At 63.5% G+C, this 14,989-nt stretch carries 13 protein-coding genes; 9 read left to right on the top strand and 4 right to left on the bottom strand.

Going from position 1 to position 14,989, the window contains the following annotated elements; translation table 11 throughout:
* Positions 1-21 precede the first annotated feature (21 nt).
* Positions 22-1,758: an ATP-binding protein gene (locus VSR72_RS06035; protein WP_342951481.1), complete on the top strand. Its 1,737-nt coding sequence runs from the start codon at positions 22-24 to the stop codon at positions 1,756-1,758.
* Positions 1,759-1,771: 13 nt separating this feature from the next.
* Here VSR72_RS06035 and VSR72_RS06030 read toward each other — a convergent pair whose 3' ends face one another.
* Positions 1,772-3,016, bottom strand: coding sequence for a DUF1479 domain-containing protein (locus VSR72_RS06030; RefSeq protein ID WP_342951480.1), 1,245 nt, complete (start codon positions 3,014-3,016; stop codon positions 1,772-1,774).
* A 99-nt stretch (positions 3,017-3,115) separates the two neighbouring features.
* Here VSR72_RS06030 and VSR72_RS06025 point away from each other — a divergent pair, with 99 nt between their 5' ends.
* From VSR72_RS06025 to VSR72_RS06000, 6 genes are all read left to right on the top strand, one after another.
* A complete protein-coding gene (locus tag VSR72_RS06025) occupies positions 3,116-4,087 on the top strand; it encodes an AraC family transcriptional regulator (RefSeq protein ID WP_342951479.1) in 972 nt (323 codons plus the stop codon).
* Between the two features lie 197 nt (positions 4,088-4,284).
* Positions 4,285-5,529 carry a branched-chain amino acid ABC transporter substrate-binding protein gene (locus VSR72_RS06020; RefSeq protein WP_342951478.1) on the top strand — a complete coding sequence of 415 codons (1,245 nt, stop codon included), beginning with the start codon at positions 4,285-4,287 and terminating at the stop codon, positions 5,527-5,529.
* A 40-nt stretch (positions 5,530-5,569) separates the two neighbouring features.
* Positions 5,570-6,517, top strand: coding sequence for a branched-chain amino acid ABC transporter permease (locus VSR72_RS06015; RefSeq protein ID WP_342951477.1), 948 nt, complete (start codon positions 5,570-5,572; stop codon positions 6,515-6,517).
* 39 nt (positions 6,518-6,556) lie between these two features.
* Complete coding sequence (locus tag VSR72_RS06010) at positions 6,557-7,831, top strand: branched-chain amino acid ABC transporter permease (protein WP_342951587.1); 1,275 nt, start codon at positions 6,557-6,559, stop codon at positions 7,829-7,831.
* Positions 7,828-8,595, top strand: a complete 768-nt coding sequence (locus VSR72_RS06005; RefSeq protein WP_342951476.1) for an ABC transporter ATP-binding protein — start codon at positions 7,828-7,830, stop codon at positions 8,593-8,595. Before VSR72_RS06010 ends, VSR72_RS06005 begins: the two co-directional genes overlap by 4 nt.
* Positions 8,595-9,314, top strand: a complete 720-nt coding sequence (locus tag VSR72_RS06000) for an ABC transporter ATP-binding protein (protein ID WP_342951475.1) — start codon at positions 8,595-8,597, stop codon at positions 9,312-9,314. Before VSR72_RS06005 ends, VSR72_RS06000 begins: the two co-directional genes overlap by 1 nt.
* Positions 9,315-9,338: 24 nt before the next feature.
* Here the strand turns inward: VSR72_RS06000 and VSR72_RS05995 are convergent, their stop codons facing one another.
* Positions 9,339-10,526, bottom strand: a complete 1,188-nt coding sequence (locus VSR72_RS05995) for a DUF2235 domain-containing protein (RefSeq protein WP_342951474.1) — start codon at positions 10,524-10,526, stop codon at positions 9,339-9,341.
* Between the two features lie 254 nt (positions 10,527-10,780).
* On the bottom strand, positions 10,781-12,181 hold the full coding sequence (locus VSR72_RS05990) for a GntP family permease (RefSeq protein WP_342951473.1): 1,401 nt from the start codon (positions 12,179-12,181) through the stop codon (positions 10,781-10,783).
* 203 nt (positions 12,182-12,384) lie between these two features.
* On the opposite strand from VSR72_RS05990, the gene VSR72_RS05985 reads away from it, so the two are divergent.
* Together VSR72_RS05985 and VSR72_RS05980 are read left to right on the top strand one after the other, a co-directional pair.
* A complete protein-coding gene (locus VSR72_RS05985) occupies positions 12,385-12,990 on the top strand; it encodes a BON domain-containing protein (RefSeq protein WP_342951472.1) in 606 nt (201 codons plus the stop codon).
* Between the two features lie 107 nt (positions 12,991-13,097).
* Complete coding sequence (locus VSR72_RS05980; RefSeq protein ID WP_342951471.1) at positions 13,098-13,379, top strand: hypothetical protein; 282 nt, start codon at positions 13,098-13,100, stop codon at positions 13,377-13,379.
* A 17-nt stretch (positions 13,380-13,396) separates the two neighbouring features.
* Here the strand turns inward: VSR72_RS05980 and VSR72_RS05975 are convergent, their stop codons facing one another.
* Positions 13,397-14,638: a helix-turn-helix transcriptional regulator gene (locus VSR72_RS05975; RefSeq protein ID WP_342951470.1), complete on the bottom strand. Its 1,242-nt coding sequence runs from the start codon at positions 14,636-14,638 to the stop codon at positions 13,397-13,399.
* Between the last annotated feature and the right edge of the window lie 351 nt (positions 14,639-14,989).

Below are 14,989 nucleotides of genomic sequence, written 5' to 3'. Positions count from 1 at the left end.
TCCTCGGAGCAGAGTCGCGTCATGAACAAGGAAGTTCCACCGCCGATCGAGCGCCCCTCGACCCGCTGGCCGGGTGAAATGGCGGAGCGCATCGCCGCATTCGACTGGCGCGACACGGCGCTCGGCCCGCGCGAAACGTGGTCGGCGAGCCTCGTCGCCGCGATCAACATGCTCCTCGCCTCGCCTTCTCCGCTCGTCATGCTATGGGGCCATGAAGGCACGATGGTCTACAACGACGCCTACGCGTTTTTCGCGGGCGGCCGGCATCCGTTCCTGCTGGGCAAGCCGGTCGAAACCGGCTGGCCGGAGGTAGCGTCGTTCAACCGCAATGTCGTCGATACCTGTCTCGCCGGCGCGACCCTGGCCTTTCAGGACAAGCAGCTCGTGCTGTATCGCGAGGGCCACGCCGAAGACGTCTGGATGGACCTGAGCTACAGCCCGGTTTTCGAAGACGACGAGCGGCCGGCAGGCGTGCTCGCCATCGTGTTCGAAACGACCGCGAAGATAAAGGCGGAAAAGCAGCGCAAGGTGGCAGAGGACGCGCTGCTGCAACTGACCCAGACACTGGAACAGCGCATAGCCGAGGAAGTGGGCGCGCGCGTGGCGATGGAGGAGCGGTTGCGCCAGGCGCAAAAGCTGGAGGCGATCGGCAGTCTGACGGGCGGCGTGGCGCACGATTTCAACAATGTCCTGCAGGTCATTTCCGCCAACCTGCAACTGATCGAGCTTTCGACGAAAGGCAACGCGGCGCTCGAGCGGCGCGTGGCGGCGGTCAGCAACGCGGTGTCGCGCGGCGCGAAGCTTGCCTCGCAACTGCTGGCCTTTGCACGCAGGCAACCGCTCGCGCCGGCCGTTCTCAATCCCTTCCGGCTGGCCGAAGGCATGGCCGAGATGTTGCATCGCACGTTGCCGGAGACGATCGAGCTCGTCATCGAGCGCGCAGAAGAGAGCTGGAACATCTGCGCGGACCGCAGTCAGCTGGAAAGCTCGCTCTTGAATCTGGTCATCAACTCGCGCGATGCGATAGACGGCCCCGGACGCATCGGCGTTTGTCTCGCCAACATCGACGCGGGCAACGACGAAGGGGCGCGCCGCGATGGCGTGCCTGCGGGCGAATATGTCCGCCTGAGCGTTTCGGACTCGGGCAGCGGCATGCCCGGCCACGTGAAGGCGCGCGTGTTCGAACCGTTCTTCACCACAAAGGCCGAGGGCCAGGGCACGGGACTGGGCTTGAGCATGGTGCACGGGTTCGTGGCGCAGAGTTCGGGCCACGTCTTCATTGAAAGCACGGAAGGCGAGGGCACCACGGTCAACCTCTATTTTCCGCGCAGCCTCGAAGCGGAATACGACGCGTACAAGCCGACGGTCGCGAGACAGGAGCGCGGCGGCGAGACCATTCTCGTCGTCGAGGACGATGCCGAGGTTCGCATTGCCGCGATCGAAATGTTGGCCCAGCTCGGCTACAAGGTGCTTTCGGCGCAGGACGGGGAGAACGCGCTCAAGCTGATCCAGAGCGGCCAGCGTTTCGATCTTCTGTTCACTGATGTCGTGACGCCGGGCACGGTGAGAAGCAGCGAGCTGGCCCGCATTGCCAGCGGGCCGCCCTATTACGCCGAAGTCCTGTTTGCGTCTGGCTACACACGCGACGTCATTTTCCACGACGGCAAGCTCGACGAAGGAGTCGCGCTCATTAGCAAGCCTTATCGTTTCGATGAGCTTGCCGTTGCGGTGCGCAATGCGCTCGACAAGGACGAATGACACCGCTGCGGTGCTAGCTCTTCAACCCGATCTGCGCGCGTCCGAGCGGCGACAGGTCATCGATCGTTGCGCGCCCAACGAAATCGACTTCGAAATGATCAGTCGGGAAATCTGGCGGACTCTTGCCTTCGAGGAAGCTCGGCAGTTGCCGCGCGAGGTACGCGTCGTTTTTGGCGCAGGACGGCGCCGAAGCGATGTACATCACGTTGCTGTAGCCCTTGCCGCGATGCGCATCTTCCACCGCATGAATCACGTCGCTATGCCAGAAGACGGTGTCGCCCGGCTGCATCAACGGAATCGACGAGAGCGCGTGGAAAAGCGGCGCGTGGTATTCGGGCTTGATCGACAGCGCGCGGCCCGGCATTGCGCCGCACAGGTCGTCGTCCGCAATGTCGTCCTGCAGCGCGCGCAGCAGGATGTAGACCATGGCGTTCGCAATGGGCACGAGTTGCAGCGTGCCGTCGCCGGGGCCTTGCTGCGTGAGTGCCGTCCAGCCCTGAAACGTGCGGAACATCGAGCAGACGGCAGGTGACGGAATCTCTTCGACCTCGGTGCGCCAAGCCGCGTCGAACGCGTCGTAGTCGCGCCAGTTCCCGGAGAAGACATGACGGTAGACCTTGCGGAAGTTCGCTTCGATCCAGCGCTCGACTGAACCGCCATCGCAATGCGCGGAAAGACCCAGCGACTCGGAGCCAGGCGGGCGGCGGCGCAGGCGGTCCGCGTACACCGGCACGTGATTCGGGTCGAAATGCACGCGGCCTTCGCTCTCGGTGCGCCACAGCCGGTTCAGGAACACGCGCGCCTGCGTCAGCTCCGGCGACTGGCGCGCCAGCACTTGCGGCTTCGACCAGTAAACGCCGTAGATCTGCGGCTTGCTCGAAGCGAGCTGGCCGAAGTATTTGTCTTCGGCGCGATGGAGCAGCTTCCGGTCGAGATCGTTGCGCTCGACATAGTCCGCAATGTCGTTGTCCCACTGTTCCACCAGCGATCTGCCGAATACCTTGCGGATGACACAGGCGCCGCGCGCCTTCACGCTTGCGATTTGCTGCGTGCTAACCCGATTGCCGACGATGTCCGCGAACGCGATTTCGGGAATGACCGGCTCGCCCCGGTCACGAAGCTGGGCAATGCGATGCGCCTCTTCGTGCATGGCGGCTTCGACCTCGGCGAACACGGTCTTGTAGGTCGGCAAGTGCTTGCGCAGTTCCTGCTTCGCCAGGCGGATAGCCGCGGGCAAGTCGTCGATATGCAAAGCCATTTCGTTGTCTCCACCGTCGTGATTTCGAATGATGGAAGCGTACGCCGGCGCAACGCTCGACAGTGATACTATCGAGTCAATCTTTTTGCGATTTCGGCCATGAAAGCAGCGTACGAGCACGTCGACTTCGGCAGCAGTTGCTCGGTGCGGGTTTACCACCGGCGCTTGCCGCGCATTCCGTTCGAGTGGCATCACCACCCGGAATACGAACTCACGCTGACGATGAACAGCCAGGGCAAGCGCTATATCGGCGACTCGGTCACGGTGTATGGCGCCGACGATCTCGTGCTCGTGCCGCCGGACATGCCGCACACCTGGTCGTCCAATCGCTCGATCGATCCGGCGGACTCGCAGGTCGCCATCGTCATCTGGTTCGAAGGCAACTGGGTGCAGCGTCTCGCCGACGTTTGCCCGGAATACGCGAACCTGCGCAACCTGCTGCGTCGCGCGGCGTGCGGGCTGGTTTTCGAAGCGGGCGCTGGCGCGCATATGCGCGGCTATCTGGGCCGTCTTTTGTCGGCGGACCCGCGTGAGCGTCTTGCGGCCGTGCTGGACATCCTCGTCTGGCTGACTGATTTGCCCGCCACCCAGTTGACGACACCCAGCGCGTTCGAAGGCCGCGTCGGCGCATCTTCGGGCTATGAGCCCGAGCAACTGAACCGGGTGCTGGCGCTGATCGAAACGCAGTTCTCGCAACCCTTGCGGCTTTCGACGCTCGCCAAGGCCGCGGGTCTGTCTGAACGCACGCTGACGAGACATTTCGTGCAGCACACAGGCGAAAGCGTGGGTCAGTACCTCGCGCGGGTTCGAATCGGCCATGCCTGCCGGCTGTTGACCGACACGCAGATGCCTATCTCCGTGATCGCCGCCCAGTCAGGTTTCCCCAACGCCGCGAACTTCAATCGGCAGTTCAAGGCCACGAAAGCGTTGACGCCCGTGGCGTACCGGCAGCAATTCGCGGGCGCGAAACGCGCCGACGATCATGCGGCGCCGTCCCTCACCGAGCGCTCGCCCTCCCTCGAGCCTGTGCGGCGCAGGGCGGGCGGCAAGCCGGACCCAGGCGTTCCGTAAGCGAGGTGCATGGCTCAATTGGGTTGCGCGTGTCAATCACGCCAAGCACCATTTTGAGGCGCTATGCCTGGTCACCTCAGCGATTTCCCTGGAGTGCTGTCATTAGCGCCAGGAATGTGTTGATATAGCGAAAAATCGCACGGTCGGACAGAAAAATTCACGCACGATAAGAAATGCCCAAACAAAGGAGACAGTCCATGAGGATGTTGCGCTCGTTGCTGGTTGGTGCGGTTGTATCGTCAGCGTTGGTAGCAGGGGCCGCGCAAGCGGAGACAGTCAAGATTGCCTTTATCGATCCGCTGTCCGGTTTGATGGCGTCTCTCGGAACGAATCAGCTGCACAGCTGGCAATACACGGCCGAGTACGCCAACGAGCATAACTGGGCAAACGGCACGAAGTTCGAGGTGGTGGGATTCGACAACAAGCTTTCGCCGCAGGAAAGCCTCACCCTGCTGAACCAGGCCGCCGACCAGGGCATTCGCTATATCGTGCAGGGTAACGGTTCTTCCGTGGGCCTCGCGCTCGAGGATGCGGTTGCGAAGTACAACTCGCGCAATCCGGGCAAGGAAATCGTCTACCTGAATTACGCCGCGGTGGACCCGGCCATGACCAACGCCCGCTGCGACTACTGGCACTTCCGCTTCGACGCGAACGCCGACATGAAGATGGATGCGCTCACCACCTTCCTCGCGCGCGACAAGGACATCAAGAAGGTCTATCTCATCAATCAGGACTACTCGTTTGGTCATGACGTTTCGCGCGTGGCGCGCGAGGACCTGAAGGCCAAGCGCCCGGATATCGTGATCGTCGGCGACGATTTTCATCCGCTCGCGCGCGTGAAGGACTTCTCCCCTTACGCCACCAAGATCAAGGCGTCCGGCGCCGACACGGTGATCACGGGCAACTGGGGCAGCGACCTCGCGCTGCTCGTGAAGGCGAGCAAGGATGCGGGGGTGACGTCGAACTTCTATACCTATTACGCGGGCACGACCGGTGTGCCGACGGCCATGGGCGCGTCCGGCGCCGACCATGTGAAGTATGTGGGCGTGTTCGGCCCGAACACGGCGAACAACCCGCCGGTGGTGGGACAGATCATCGAGGGCTACAAGAAGAAGTACAACGACGACTACTACCTCGCTACGGCCTACGCCGGCATGGCCATGTTGAGCAAGGCGATGAACGCCACGAAGTCGACCGACCCCGTGAAGGTGGCCAAGGCCATGGAGGGCATGACCGTCGACGGCATGAACGGTCCGGTGGCGATGCGCGCCGCCGATCACCAGGCGCAGCAGTCGCTCGTGATCGCGACATGGACCAAGGCGGACGGCAAAACGGTAAAGTACGACCAGGAGAACACCGGCTATGGCTGGCGCACCGACGTCCAGCTTGGGCCGACCGCGGCAACGCAGCCGACCACTTGCCAGATGAAGCGCCCGGGCTGAACGTGCTCCCGCTACGACACTTCACAAGGATCATCGGGCAGTGGAATTCCTGACCATCTCTCTCTTGAACGGCATCGGCTATGGGCTGCTGCTGTTCATGCTTTCGTCGGGCCTCACCTTGATTTTCAGCATGATGGGCGTGCTCAACTTCGCGCACGCCAGCTTTTACATGCTCGGGGCCTACTTCGCCTACACCATTGCCAGCAAGATCGGTTTCTGGCCCGCGCTGGTGGTGGCGCCCGTGCTCGTTGCGTGTGTCGGCGCGCTCGTCGAGCGTTTCGGCTTGCGCACCGTGCACAAGTACGGGCACGTGGCGGAACTGCTATTCACCTTCGGCCTCTCGTATCTGATCGTCGAGGGCGTCAAGCTGGTCTGGGGCCTCGCCGCGGTGCCGTACGCCATTCCGCCCGAACTGAACGGGGCGCTGTTCAAGGTGTACACGTCGGAGTTCCCGAAGTACCGCGCCTTCATGATGCTGATCTCGGTCGCGATGCTCGTGGCGCTGTATCTGGTGTTGACGCGTACGCGCATTGGCCTCGTGATTCAGGCTGCGCTCACGCACCCGGACATGGTCGAGGCGCTCGGGCACAACGTGCAGCGCGTGTTCATGCTGGTGTTCGGCGGCGGCGCCGCGCTAGCGGGCCTCGCCGGCGTGATTGGCGGCAATGCGTTCGTTACGTCGCCTTCGATGGCGGAGTCGGTGGGGACGATCGTGTTCGTGATCGCCGTGGTGGGCGGCATGGGCTCGCTGCCGGGCGCGTTCATCGCGTCGCTGCTGATCGGCATCATGCAGACCTTCGCCGTCACGATCGACGCATCGCTCTCCGATCTGTTCTCGCTCGCCGGCGTGACGGTGACGGAGAGCACGGCGCTCTCGTCGCTGTTGCGCATGCCGGTATCGCAGGTTGCGCCAATTCTGCCTTATCTGCTCATGGTGCTCATGATGATCCTGCGACCGCGCGGGCTGCTCGGCAAGCGGGAGGGCTGAACGATGAAACCGCTCATTCAGGCCAGCCCCGGTTCGGCCATGCAACGCCACGGATGGCTGCATGCCGCGCATTCGCTGCGCTGGATCATCTGGGGCGCCACGGTGCTCGTGATGATGGTGCTGCCGCTCGTGTTTTCCAGCGGCTTCGCCATCGCGCTGCTTTCGCAGATGGGCATCATGATCATCTTCGCGCTCTCGTACAACATGCTGCTCGGGCAGACCGGCATGCTCTCGTTCGGGCACGCGGTGTACTCCGGGCTCGGTGCTTTCGTGGCGGCGCATGCGCTCAACCAGATCGGCGCGAGCCATTTCCCGTTGCCCGTTTCGCTGCTGCCGCTGGTGGGCGGATTCGGCGGCATGCTGTTCGGCGTGCTGTTCGGCTATGTCACCACGCGCAAGTCGGGCACCACCTTCGCGATGATCACGCTCGGCATCGGCGAAATGGTAGCCGCGAGTTCGCTCATGTTTCCGGGGTTCTTCGGCGGAGAAGGCGGGGTGCCGACCAACCGCACGGTTGGCCACGCGGTGCTCGGCATCACTTATGGCCCGGCGATCCAGGTGTACTACCTGATCGCGGCGTGGTGCCTCGTGTCGATGATCGCCATGTACGCCTGGACGCAAACGCCGCTTGGCCGCATTGCGAATGCCGTGCGCGACAACCCCGAGCGTGCTGAATTCGTCGGCTACAACACGCAGCGCGTGCGTTTCTTCGTGATGGTCCTCTCTGCGTTTTTCGCGGGCATTGCGGGCGGTCTCTCGGTGATCGACTTCGAGATCGTGACGGCGGAGAACGTCGGCGCCGCGCAGTCCGGCGGCGTGCTGCTGGCGACGTTCATCGGCGGCGGAGCGTTCTTTTTCGGGCCGATCATCGGCTCGATTCTGTTCGTGCTGTTTGCGGTGGCGTTGTCCAATCTCACGCCGGCATGGTTGCTGTACCTCGGGTTGTTCTTCGTGCTCGTGGTGATGTACGTGCCGGGCGGCGTGTCGAGCCTGCTGATGAAACAGGTTCCTCTCATTGCAGCGCGCAAGCTGCACCGCATGCTGCCTTCGTATGCGGCGACGCTGGGCGCCGCGCTGATTTTGCTTGGCGCGCTCGTGCTGACGGTCGAACTCGTCTACAAGGTGCAGATCGATAGCGACAACGGCACGGCAATGGCGTTCTTCGGCCTGAGCTTCGATGCCGCGTCGTGGAAGCCCTGGGCCGTCGCGGCGGTGCTGTGGGCGCTGGGCGCGCAGGCGGGACGCCTCGCGGCCGCGCGCGTGCGCGACGCGTGGGATGGCGTGCAACGGGAAATCGCAGGGAGCAACGTATGACGGCCGCACTGGAGTTGCGTGAAGTGCGCAAGAATTTCGGGCGCACGGAGATCATTCGCGGTGTGGACATGAGCATCGAGAAGGGCGAGCGTCACGCGCTGATCGGCCCGAACGGCGCGGGCAAGTCGACGACGTTCAACCTGATTTCGGGGCGCATGGCGCCGAGTTCCGGCACGGTGAAACTCAACGGCGTCGATATCGGCGGCCTGCCGCCGTACAAGATCAACCGCATGGGGCTCTCGCGCAGCTTTCAGGTGACGAACATTTTTCATCGCCTTTCGGTGTTTGAGAACTTGCGCTGTTCCGTGTTGTGGTCGCTCGGCTACCGCTATTCGTTCTGGCATCGTCTCGAGCAATTGCGCGACGCGCGCCAACGCGCCGAAGAAGTGCTCGAATTGATCGGCTTGCAGGCGCGACACGATACGCTTGCGGGGCTGTTGACTTACGCCGAGCAGCGCGCGCTCGAAATCGGCATCACGATTGCGGGCGGCGCCGAGGTGATCCTGCTCGACGAACCCACCGCGGGCATGAGCCGCTCGGAGTCGGATCACGCGGTGGATCTGATTCGCCGGGTTACTGTCGGCAAGACGCTGGTGATGGTCGAGCACGACATGAGCGTCGTGTTTGGTCTCGCCGACCGCATCTCCGTGCTCGTGTACGGCGAGGTGATCGCCACGGACACGCCGCAAGCCATTCGCAACAACCGCCGCGTGAAGGAAGCCTATCTGGGCACCACGCTGGACGAACCCGCAGGTGCACATTGATGGCGACCGCGAATTCCATGCTGGAGGTGCGCGACCTGCATGCGTACTACGGCAAGAGTCATATCCTGCACGGCGTCGAGATGAGGGTGGGCGAGGGCGAGATCGTCGCCTTGCTCGGCCGCAACGGCGTGGGCCGCTCGACATTGGCAAAAGCCATCATGGGACTCGTGCGATGCGAGGGGCAGATTCTGCTGCGCGGCGAGGAAGTGCACGGGCTGCGCACCTTCGAGGTTGCGCACCGGGGCATCGGCTATGTGCCGGAGAACCGCGATATTTTCCCGACGCTCACCGTGCGGCAGAATCTGATGCTCGGCGAAAAGCGCAACCGCTCACGCCAGAAGCCGCGCTGGAACTTCGACGACATGTACCGTATGTTCCCGCGCCTGAAGGAGCGCGAGGACACGCCCGCGGGCCTGCTCTCCGGCGGCGAGCAGCAGATGCTGACGCTGTGCCGCACGCTCATGGGCGACCCCGACCTCATCATCATCGACGAGCCGACCGAAGGGCTCGCGCCGCTCGTCGTCGCGCAGGTGGGCGAGTACCTGAAGACGCTGAAGGCGCGCGGCATTTCGGTGCTGCTCGTCGAGCAGAAGCAGGCGATTGCGCTCGATATCTCGCAGCGCGTGTACGTGATGGGGCACGGCCAGATCGTGTTCGAGGGCACGCCGCAGGAACTGAAGGCCGATGCGCGCGTGCGCCAGGAATGGCTGGAAGTGTAGGGCGCTCTGCTGCGGATATCCCGCCTAGCGTGGCGGCAAATTGCCCGGTGAATAGATGGGCTGCTGACCGGCGGCCCCAAAAAGATCTTCAGGCTGACCGTTCATACGCTGCCGTATGTTGTCGTTGACGACCATGCCTGCGGGGAAGGCTCGCGCGCCCACTCCGGCGGCCAGCCAGACAGGATCCTCTACCCATTCCCGGTGTCGCGGCCCCAGTGGATCGGATTGGACGGCAACGGGCGGATGAAGGCCAAAGTTCAATCCCACGTCCGTATGCTGCAGCCTGTCCACGATCCAGAGCAGGGGGCCGTCGGAAAGGCCGTGATCGGGATAGCCGCCGCCCACATCGCAATGGCCGCCAGGAAAGAGCGCTTGCGTCACGTTCGGGTTGGGATTCCACAACGTCGGTACAAACGGCCTGCGTTGCTCGTCGAGCGAGACCGCGTGCACGCCCAGGCCAATGTCCGGGCTGAGATTCAGATCGCAGAAGCGGAACAGATCGATGGCGGAGCCCTGGTAGTAGATTGGGATGCCGAGCGAACCCACCGTATCCCATACCGCCACCGCGGCGATTTTGGCGTCGACGAAAGAGTTGGCGTCCAACGGCTTTGGGTTGGAGAAGGCGCTATGGATCGTCAGGAACTCCAGCAATCCGTCCGCTATCTTCTGGAACGTCGTATCCTGGCCGTGTCTCCATCGATACCACGCCAGCACAGCGGTGTCGTAACGATTCGCATCGTCGATGGCGGCGAGTTCGGGCCGAAGCAACCCCTGCCCCGCAATGAGTCCCGCAAGGGCTCGCGCGGTGTACGCGCCGCGGCTGAATCCCACGATCACGATGTTGTCGCCCTCCTGGAAGTTGCGCGAAATATAGGTATAACCGCGAGCGATACGGGCGACGACACCAACGCCAAATGCGCCGCCAGCGACTTTATCGAGCAATTGCTGGGAGTTTCCGACCCCGTGAATATATTTCGCGATTTGTACGAGTCTGCCGTTTGCGTCTGAAAGCGCCTTTTCCATCTCGACGCCGCCCCAGTCGGTTCCTTCAGGCAGCATGCTTCCATCGAGCCACGCGAAAAGCTTGCATACGTTAGTCAGTTCAGGCTGGCATCCTGCCTCGGCATCGGGAGCGGCGCCATCGCCTTTTCCTGCCGGATCGTCGGGGCCGTTCCACGTACCGTCTGCGCAAAAGACTATCGTTTTGGACATCGCTGGCTCCTCACGCACAATCCAACTGCCGCACACGGCGAGTTGATGTCAAGCTTGTTCGCAATCCTGAATATTGTGTCGGGCGTTACCTCCGCAAATGCGGTGTCGCGTGCGATGCGCGTGCCGAACGTTAGATCTACAAATATAGCTTCTGCGCCGCGGATTGCGAGGCCAGGAATGTGCGATGGCGCACGTGAGACCGAAACCGGCAGGGCTCGCAGCGGCTGAATCAGCGCGGCTGCGAGCACTTCCTGTCAAACAAGTCCAGTCGTGTAATACACAGTGATCACGAAGAAGACGGCCAACGTCTTGATCACCGTCACCGCAAAGATGTCCCGATACGACTCGCGGTGCGTGAGTCCCGTGACCGCGAGCAGCGTGATGACCGCGCCGTTGTGCGGCAGCGTGTCCATGCCGCCGCTCGCCATGGCCACCACGCGGTGCAGTACTTCCATCGGAATATGCGCGGCCTGCGCGCTCTTGATGAAGAGATCCGACATGGCCGCGAGCGCGATGCTCATGCCGCCCGAAGCCGACCCCGTGATACCCGCAAGCGCGCTCACCGAAACGGCGGCGTTCACGAGCGGATTCGGAATGCTCTTGAGCGCATCGCTCACGACGAGGAAGCCGGGCAGTGCCGCAATCACACCGCCGAAGCCGTATTCAGAGGCGGTATTCATCGAGGCCAGCAGCGCCCCGGCGACGGCCGCTTTCGTGCCATTCGCAAAGCGGTCTTTCACGCGGCCGAACGCCGTGAGGAGCACGAGCACGATGCCGGCGAGCAGCGCGCCCTGAACCGCCCAGATCGCCACGACCTGCTTGACGGTGGCCGTGACCGGCGTATGAATGCCGGGCAGCACTTCGGGCGGAACGGTCACGGTGTCGCCGTACCAGACGGGAATCCAGTGCGTGAGCAGGAAGTTCGCCACACCCACCAGCACGAGCGGCGCGATGGCCAGCAGCGGGTTGGGCAGGTGCTCGGTCTTCACGTGTTCGGGTTCGTTCACGAGCGAGGTGCCGTAGCCTTCGCCCTTCGCCATCGCGCCGCGGCGGCGCCATTCAAGGTACGAGAGGCCCACCACGATGATGAAAAGCGAGCCGATCACGCCCAGCGCGGGCGCGGCCCACGCGGTGGTCTTGAAGAACGTGGTGGGAATGATGTTCTGGATTTGCGGCGTGCCGGGCAGCGAATCCATCGTGAACGAGAACGCGCCGAGCGCGATGGCGCCCGGCATGAGGCGCTTGGGAATATCGCTCTGGCGATAGAGTTCGGCCGCGAACGGGTACACGGCGAACACCACCACGAAGAGCGAAACGCCGCCGTAAGTGAGCAGCGCGCACACGGCCACGATCACGGCGTTGGCGCGCGAACTGCCGATATAGCGGATGGCGGCGTGCACGATCGCTTCCGAAAACCCGGATAGTTCGATCACCTTGCCGAATACCGCGCCGAGCAGGAACACGGGAAAGTAGAGCTTCACGAAGCCCACCATCTTTTCCATGAAGATGCCGGAAAAGACGGGTGCGACAGCGGCGGGTTCGGTGAGGAGGACCGCGGCGAGCGCGGCGATGGGCGCGAAGAGAATCACGCTGTAGCCGCGATACGCGGCGAGCATGAGGAACGCGAGGGCGGCGAGAACGATAACAAACGACATGGAGTCTCCTGCGGATCGATCGTGTTGCGCGGTGCGGCGTGTTGCGTGCGCGATGGCTTTAGATGCTTTTTTTCATGCGGCGCGGCCATGGTGCTTCGCGGCGATTGTAGCGAAAGGATGTGTCTCGTTATTGCGAGCGTGGCCGCGCGGTCCTATCGTTGCGCAAGTGAGCAAGCCGGAATTCGCCGGCGAGGTGACAGTCGATGAGCGCAATCGGTGTGAACAGGCAAAGCGCGGGGTGCGCGCGGGCGGTGCGGCTTGCGGCGGCGCTCGCTTGCTCCGGTGTGCTTGTGGGCTCAGGCTCACGCGTCGCGCTGGCGCAGACATCCGCGAGCCCTTCCGAGGCCACTTCTGCGCCGGCCTCGGCGGCGGCCGATGCCCAGCGCAAGAACTGGTACAACGATCCGTTCTTCGCACTGTCGAGCGCGATACAGGCCTGCCCGCAGCCGCTCGGCCCGCTGATGACGAAAGCCGAAGCCGACGACGACGCCCATTATCGCGTGGAGCGCGGCACGACGTGCTGGCTCGCGCACAAGTGCTCGAAGCCGAATTCGTATCTTTACGATGCCGACATTGCGGCGGCGATTCGTCAACAACTGCAAGGCGATGCCCTGTTTGTGGGCACGAGCATCTGGATCACGGTGCAGCGCCGTTTCGTCTACGCGGAAGGTTGCGTGGGCCCAGGCTTCGACAGCGCGGCGCTGGAGCGCAAACTCACCGCGATTCCCGACGTCGAGCAGGTCTTCGTGCGTGTGAGTTCCGATCCGCGAGGCGCACTGCCTTACAAGACTCTCTCTAGCGCGCCTTGATCTCGCCCTGAGCGCGCGGGCGTCGCTCGCTGCGATGCATCGCACGTGGCTCGCGGCATGGCACAATCGCAGCGTCGAAAAACTAGAAGCCCATCGGGGTGCTCCAAATGACTCGTCCAGGTTCGTCGTTGTTCCGTTTGCGCAGATTGCCGTTCGCCGCATGCGCGTTGACCTTGATCGCAGGGCTCGCTGCGTGCAGCAGCGGTCCGCCGCTGTTCCTGTCGGACGGCCGTCCGACGGTCCAGGTGCAATGTCCGGCCTCGGGCGATCGCGATTCTTGCGCGCAGCAGGCGCGTGCGCGCTGCGCCGGCGCGGGTTACGACACCGTTACGTCATCCACCGACAACGGCAACTACACGCTCGTGTTCGCCTGCCGCAAGGCCCAATAAGTCTCGCAGGCGCCGTTTTAGCCTTCGGCGGCGGCGCCCGTGCCGCGCGCCGGCAGATTCAGCAACAGGCGCAGCAGGTCGGGCTGGCGGCGCGTCGCCGTCTTCTGAAAGATCGATTGCAATTGTTTGCGCACGGTATCGTGCTGCACGCCAACGTGCGCGGCGATTTCCTTCTGCGTGAGACCTTCCGCGAGCAGCAGCGCAATACGGCATTCGGCCGGCGAGAGATCGAAGGCCGTGGCGAGCACCCGCTCGTCGACCAACGGCGCCGAACGCGGGTGATAGAAGGTCAGCGCCGCGAAGGCGCGCAGTTCCGAGGCCGAGGCGTCGTCGGCCGTCACCACGTTATAGAACGCGTAGAGCACCTCCTGCTGGCTCGCCGAGGCTTGTGCGCGGCCCGGCTCGCTGTGCGGGTCCGGTGAAGCGGCGGCGACGTCAGGCGCATCCGCCGCGTCCGTGCCGTCAACCGCGCCGACGATGCGCAACGCGCGAAAGCGCGCCGCCGCCGCCCGCGCGCCGCTCGTGCGGCTGCGCAGGCGCGCCTCGCTCACGGCGATGTCCTCGAGCAGGCGTGCGTGATGGGGCGCCGCGAGCGTGAGCCGCCGTCCGCGCACGCGCACGAGCGAGGTCGCCTTCAGGAGCCGCTGCGCAGGCTCGTTGCTGTGGAGCACCTCGCCCAGCGCGCTCACGAGCATGGCGGGCGGACGGGAGCGGTTTGCAAGCGTGTCCGCGTTCAGCGTGAAGCGGCGCACGTAAAGGCGCACTGCGCGCACGAGGTGCGGCGTGAGCCGCTCGAGCAGTTCGCGGCGCTCGTCCGGGAGCGGCCCTGTCTCGGCGCCCGCGCGGCACGCGAGCATGACGGCGAGCCCGTTCTGTTCGATCAGCTTGCACAGCGCCACGCAGCGATGGCCTTCCTCGAGCGGGCAGAGTTCGAAGCCGGCTGCGCAGGCGTCGTCCGCGCAGTCGAGCTCGATGCCGCAATGCAGCCACTTGCCCGGCGGGTAAGCGCGCAGCCATGCAAGGCGCGCGTCGTCGCGGTAAAGCGGCCGAATGCGCTCCAGCGGTTCTGCGCCGGCGAGTGCGAAACCGTCGCTCCAGGAAAAAAGATCGCGCTGCCGGTCAAAGGCAAACAGATGAATCGACGCCACCCCGGTCGTTTCGCGCAATTGCGCGCAAAAATCCTTCCAGGCGCAAGGATTATCGAGTGTGTCGTAAATAAGATGCAGCAGGCGGTCGTATTCTGATTCGTTTGTTCTCACGCCATTCTCGTTGTTCGTATTGTGAAAGGCTTGCGGCCATAAAATGCGCTCCGCATAGCGTTCCACAATTGAGGAATATACAGATGCAATAGCCCTCGTTAATCTGCCTTCGGATATGGATGCGGATACAACCGTCAGCGTGGCCGAGCGGCCTTTGAGATTCCGTGCGGTATCCAACGGATAGCCGGGCGAGCTACCTTTATTCTGGTCTGACGGTACGAACAAAAGCCGAAAATCCGCGGCGGCGTGCATTTAGCATCGCCGGCCGGCGTGATTACCAAACTGACCGATTATCCGCAGCGTGCGGAAAAGCGGCGATGCGACGAAAGTGAGTGCGCGCTATTTGCGCAT

The organism is Paraburkholderia sp. JHI869 (assembly GCF_038900775.1).
Lineage (GTDB): Bacteria > Pseudomonadota > Gammaproteobacteria > Burkholderiales > Burkholderiaceae > Paraburkholderia.
The sequence above is the reverse complement of the archived record's forward strand: the minus strand, read 5'-3'. Positions and strand labels throughout refer to the sequence as shown.

Excerpts from the sequence above, each read along its gene's own strand:
- VSR72_RS06025 (WP_342951479.1), top strand. The coding sequence starts at position 3,116 with ATGAAAGCAGCGTACGAGCACGTCGACTTCGGCAGCAGTTGCTCGGTG.
- VSR72_RS05990 (WP_342951473.1), bottom strand. The coding sequence starts at position 12,181 with ATGTCGTTTGTTATCGTTCTCGCCGCCCTCGCGTTCCTCATGCTCGCC.
- VSR72_RS06030 (WP_342951480.1), bottom strand. The coding sequence starts at position 3,016 with ATGGCTTTGCATATCGACGACTTGCCCGCGGCTATCCGCCTGGCGAAG.
- VSR72_RS06035 (WP_342951481.1), top strand. The coding sequence starts at position 22 with ATGAACAAGGAAGTTCCACCGCCGATCGAGCGCCCCTCGACCCGCTGG.
- VSR72_RS05995 (WP_342951474.1), bottom strand. The coding sequence starts at position 10,526 with ATGTCCAAAACGATAGTCTTTTGCGCAGACGGTACGTGGAACGGCCCC.
- VSR72_RS06005 (WP_342951476.1), top strand. The coding sequence starts at position 7,828 with ATGACGGCCGCACTGGAGTTGCGTGAAGTGCGCAAGAATTTCGGGCGC.
- VSR72_RS06010 (WP_342951587.1), top strand. The coding sequence starts at position 6,557 with ATGCAACGCCACGGATGGCTGCATGCCGCGCATTCGCTGCGCTGGATC.
- VSR72_RS06020 (WP_342951478.1), top strand. The coding sequence starts at position 4,285 with ATGAGGATGTTGCGCTCGTTGCTGGTTGGTGCGGTTGTATCGTCAGCG.
- VSR72_RS05980 (WP_342951471.1), top strand. The coding sequence starts at position 13,098 with ATGACTCGTCCAGGTTCGTCGTTGTTCCGTTTGCGCAGATTGCCGTTC.
- VSR72_RS05985 (WP_342951472.1), top strand. The coding sequence starts at position 12,385 with ATGAGCGCAATCGGTGTGAACAGGCAAAGCGCGGGGTGCGCGCGGGCG.
- VSR72_RS06000 (WP_342951475.1), top strand. The coding sequence starts at position 8,595 with ATGGCGACCGCGAATTCCATGCTGGAGGTGCGCGACCTGCATGCGTAC.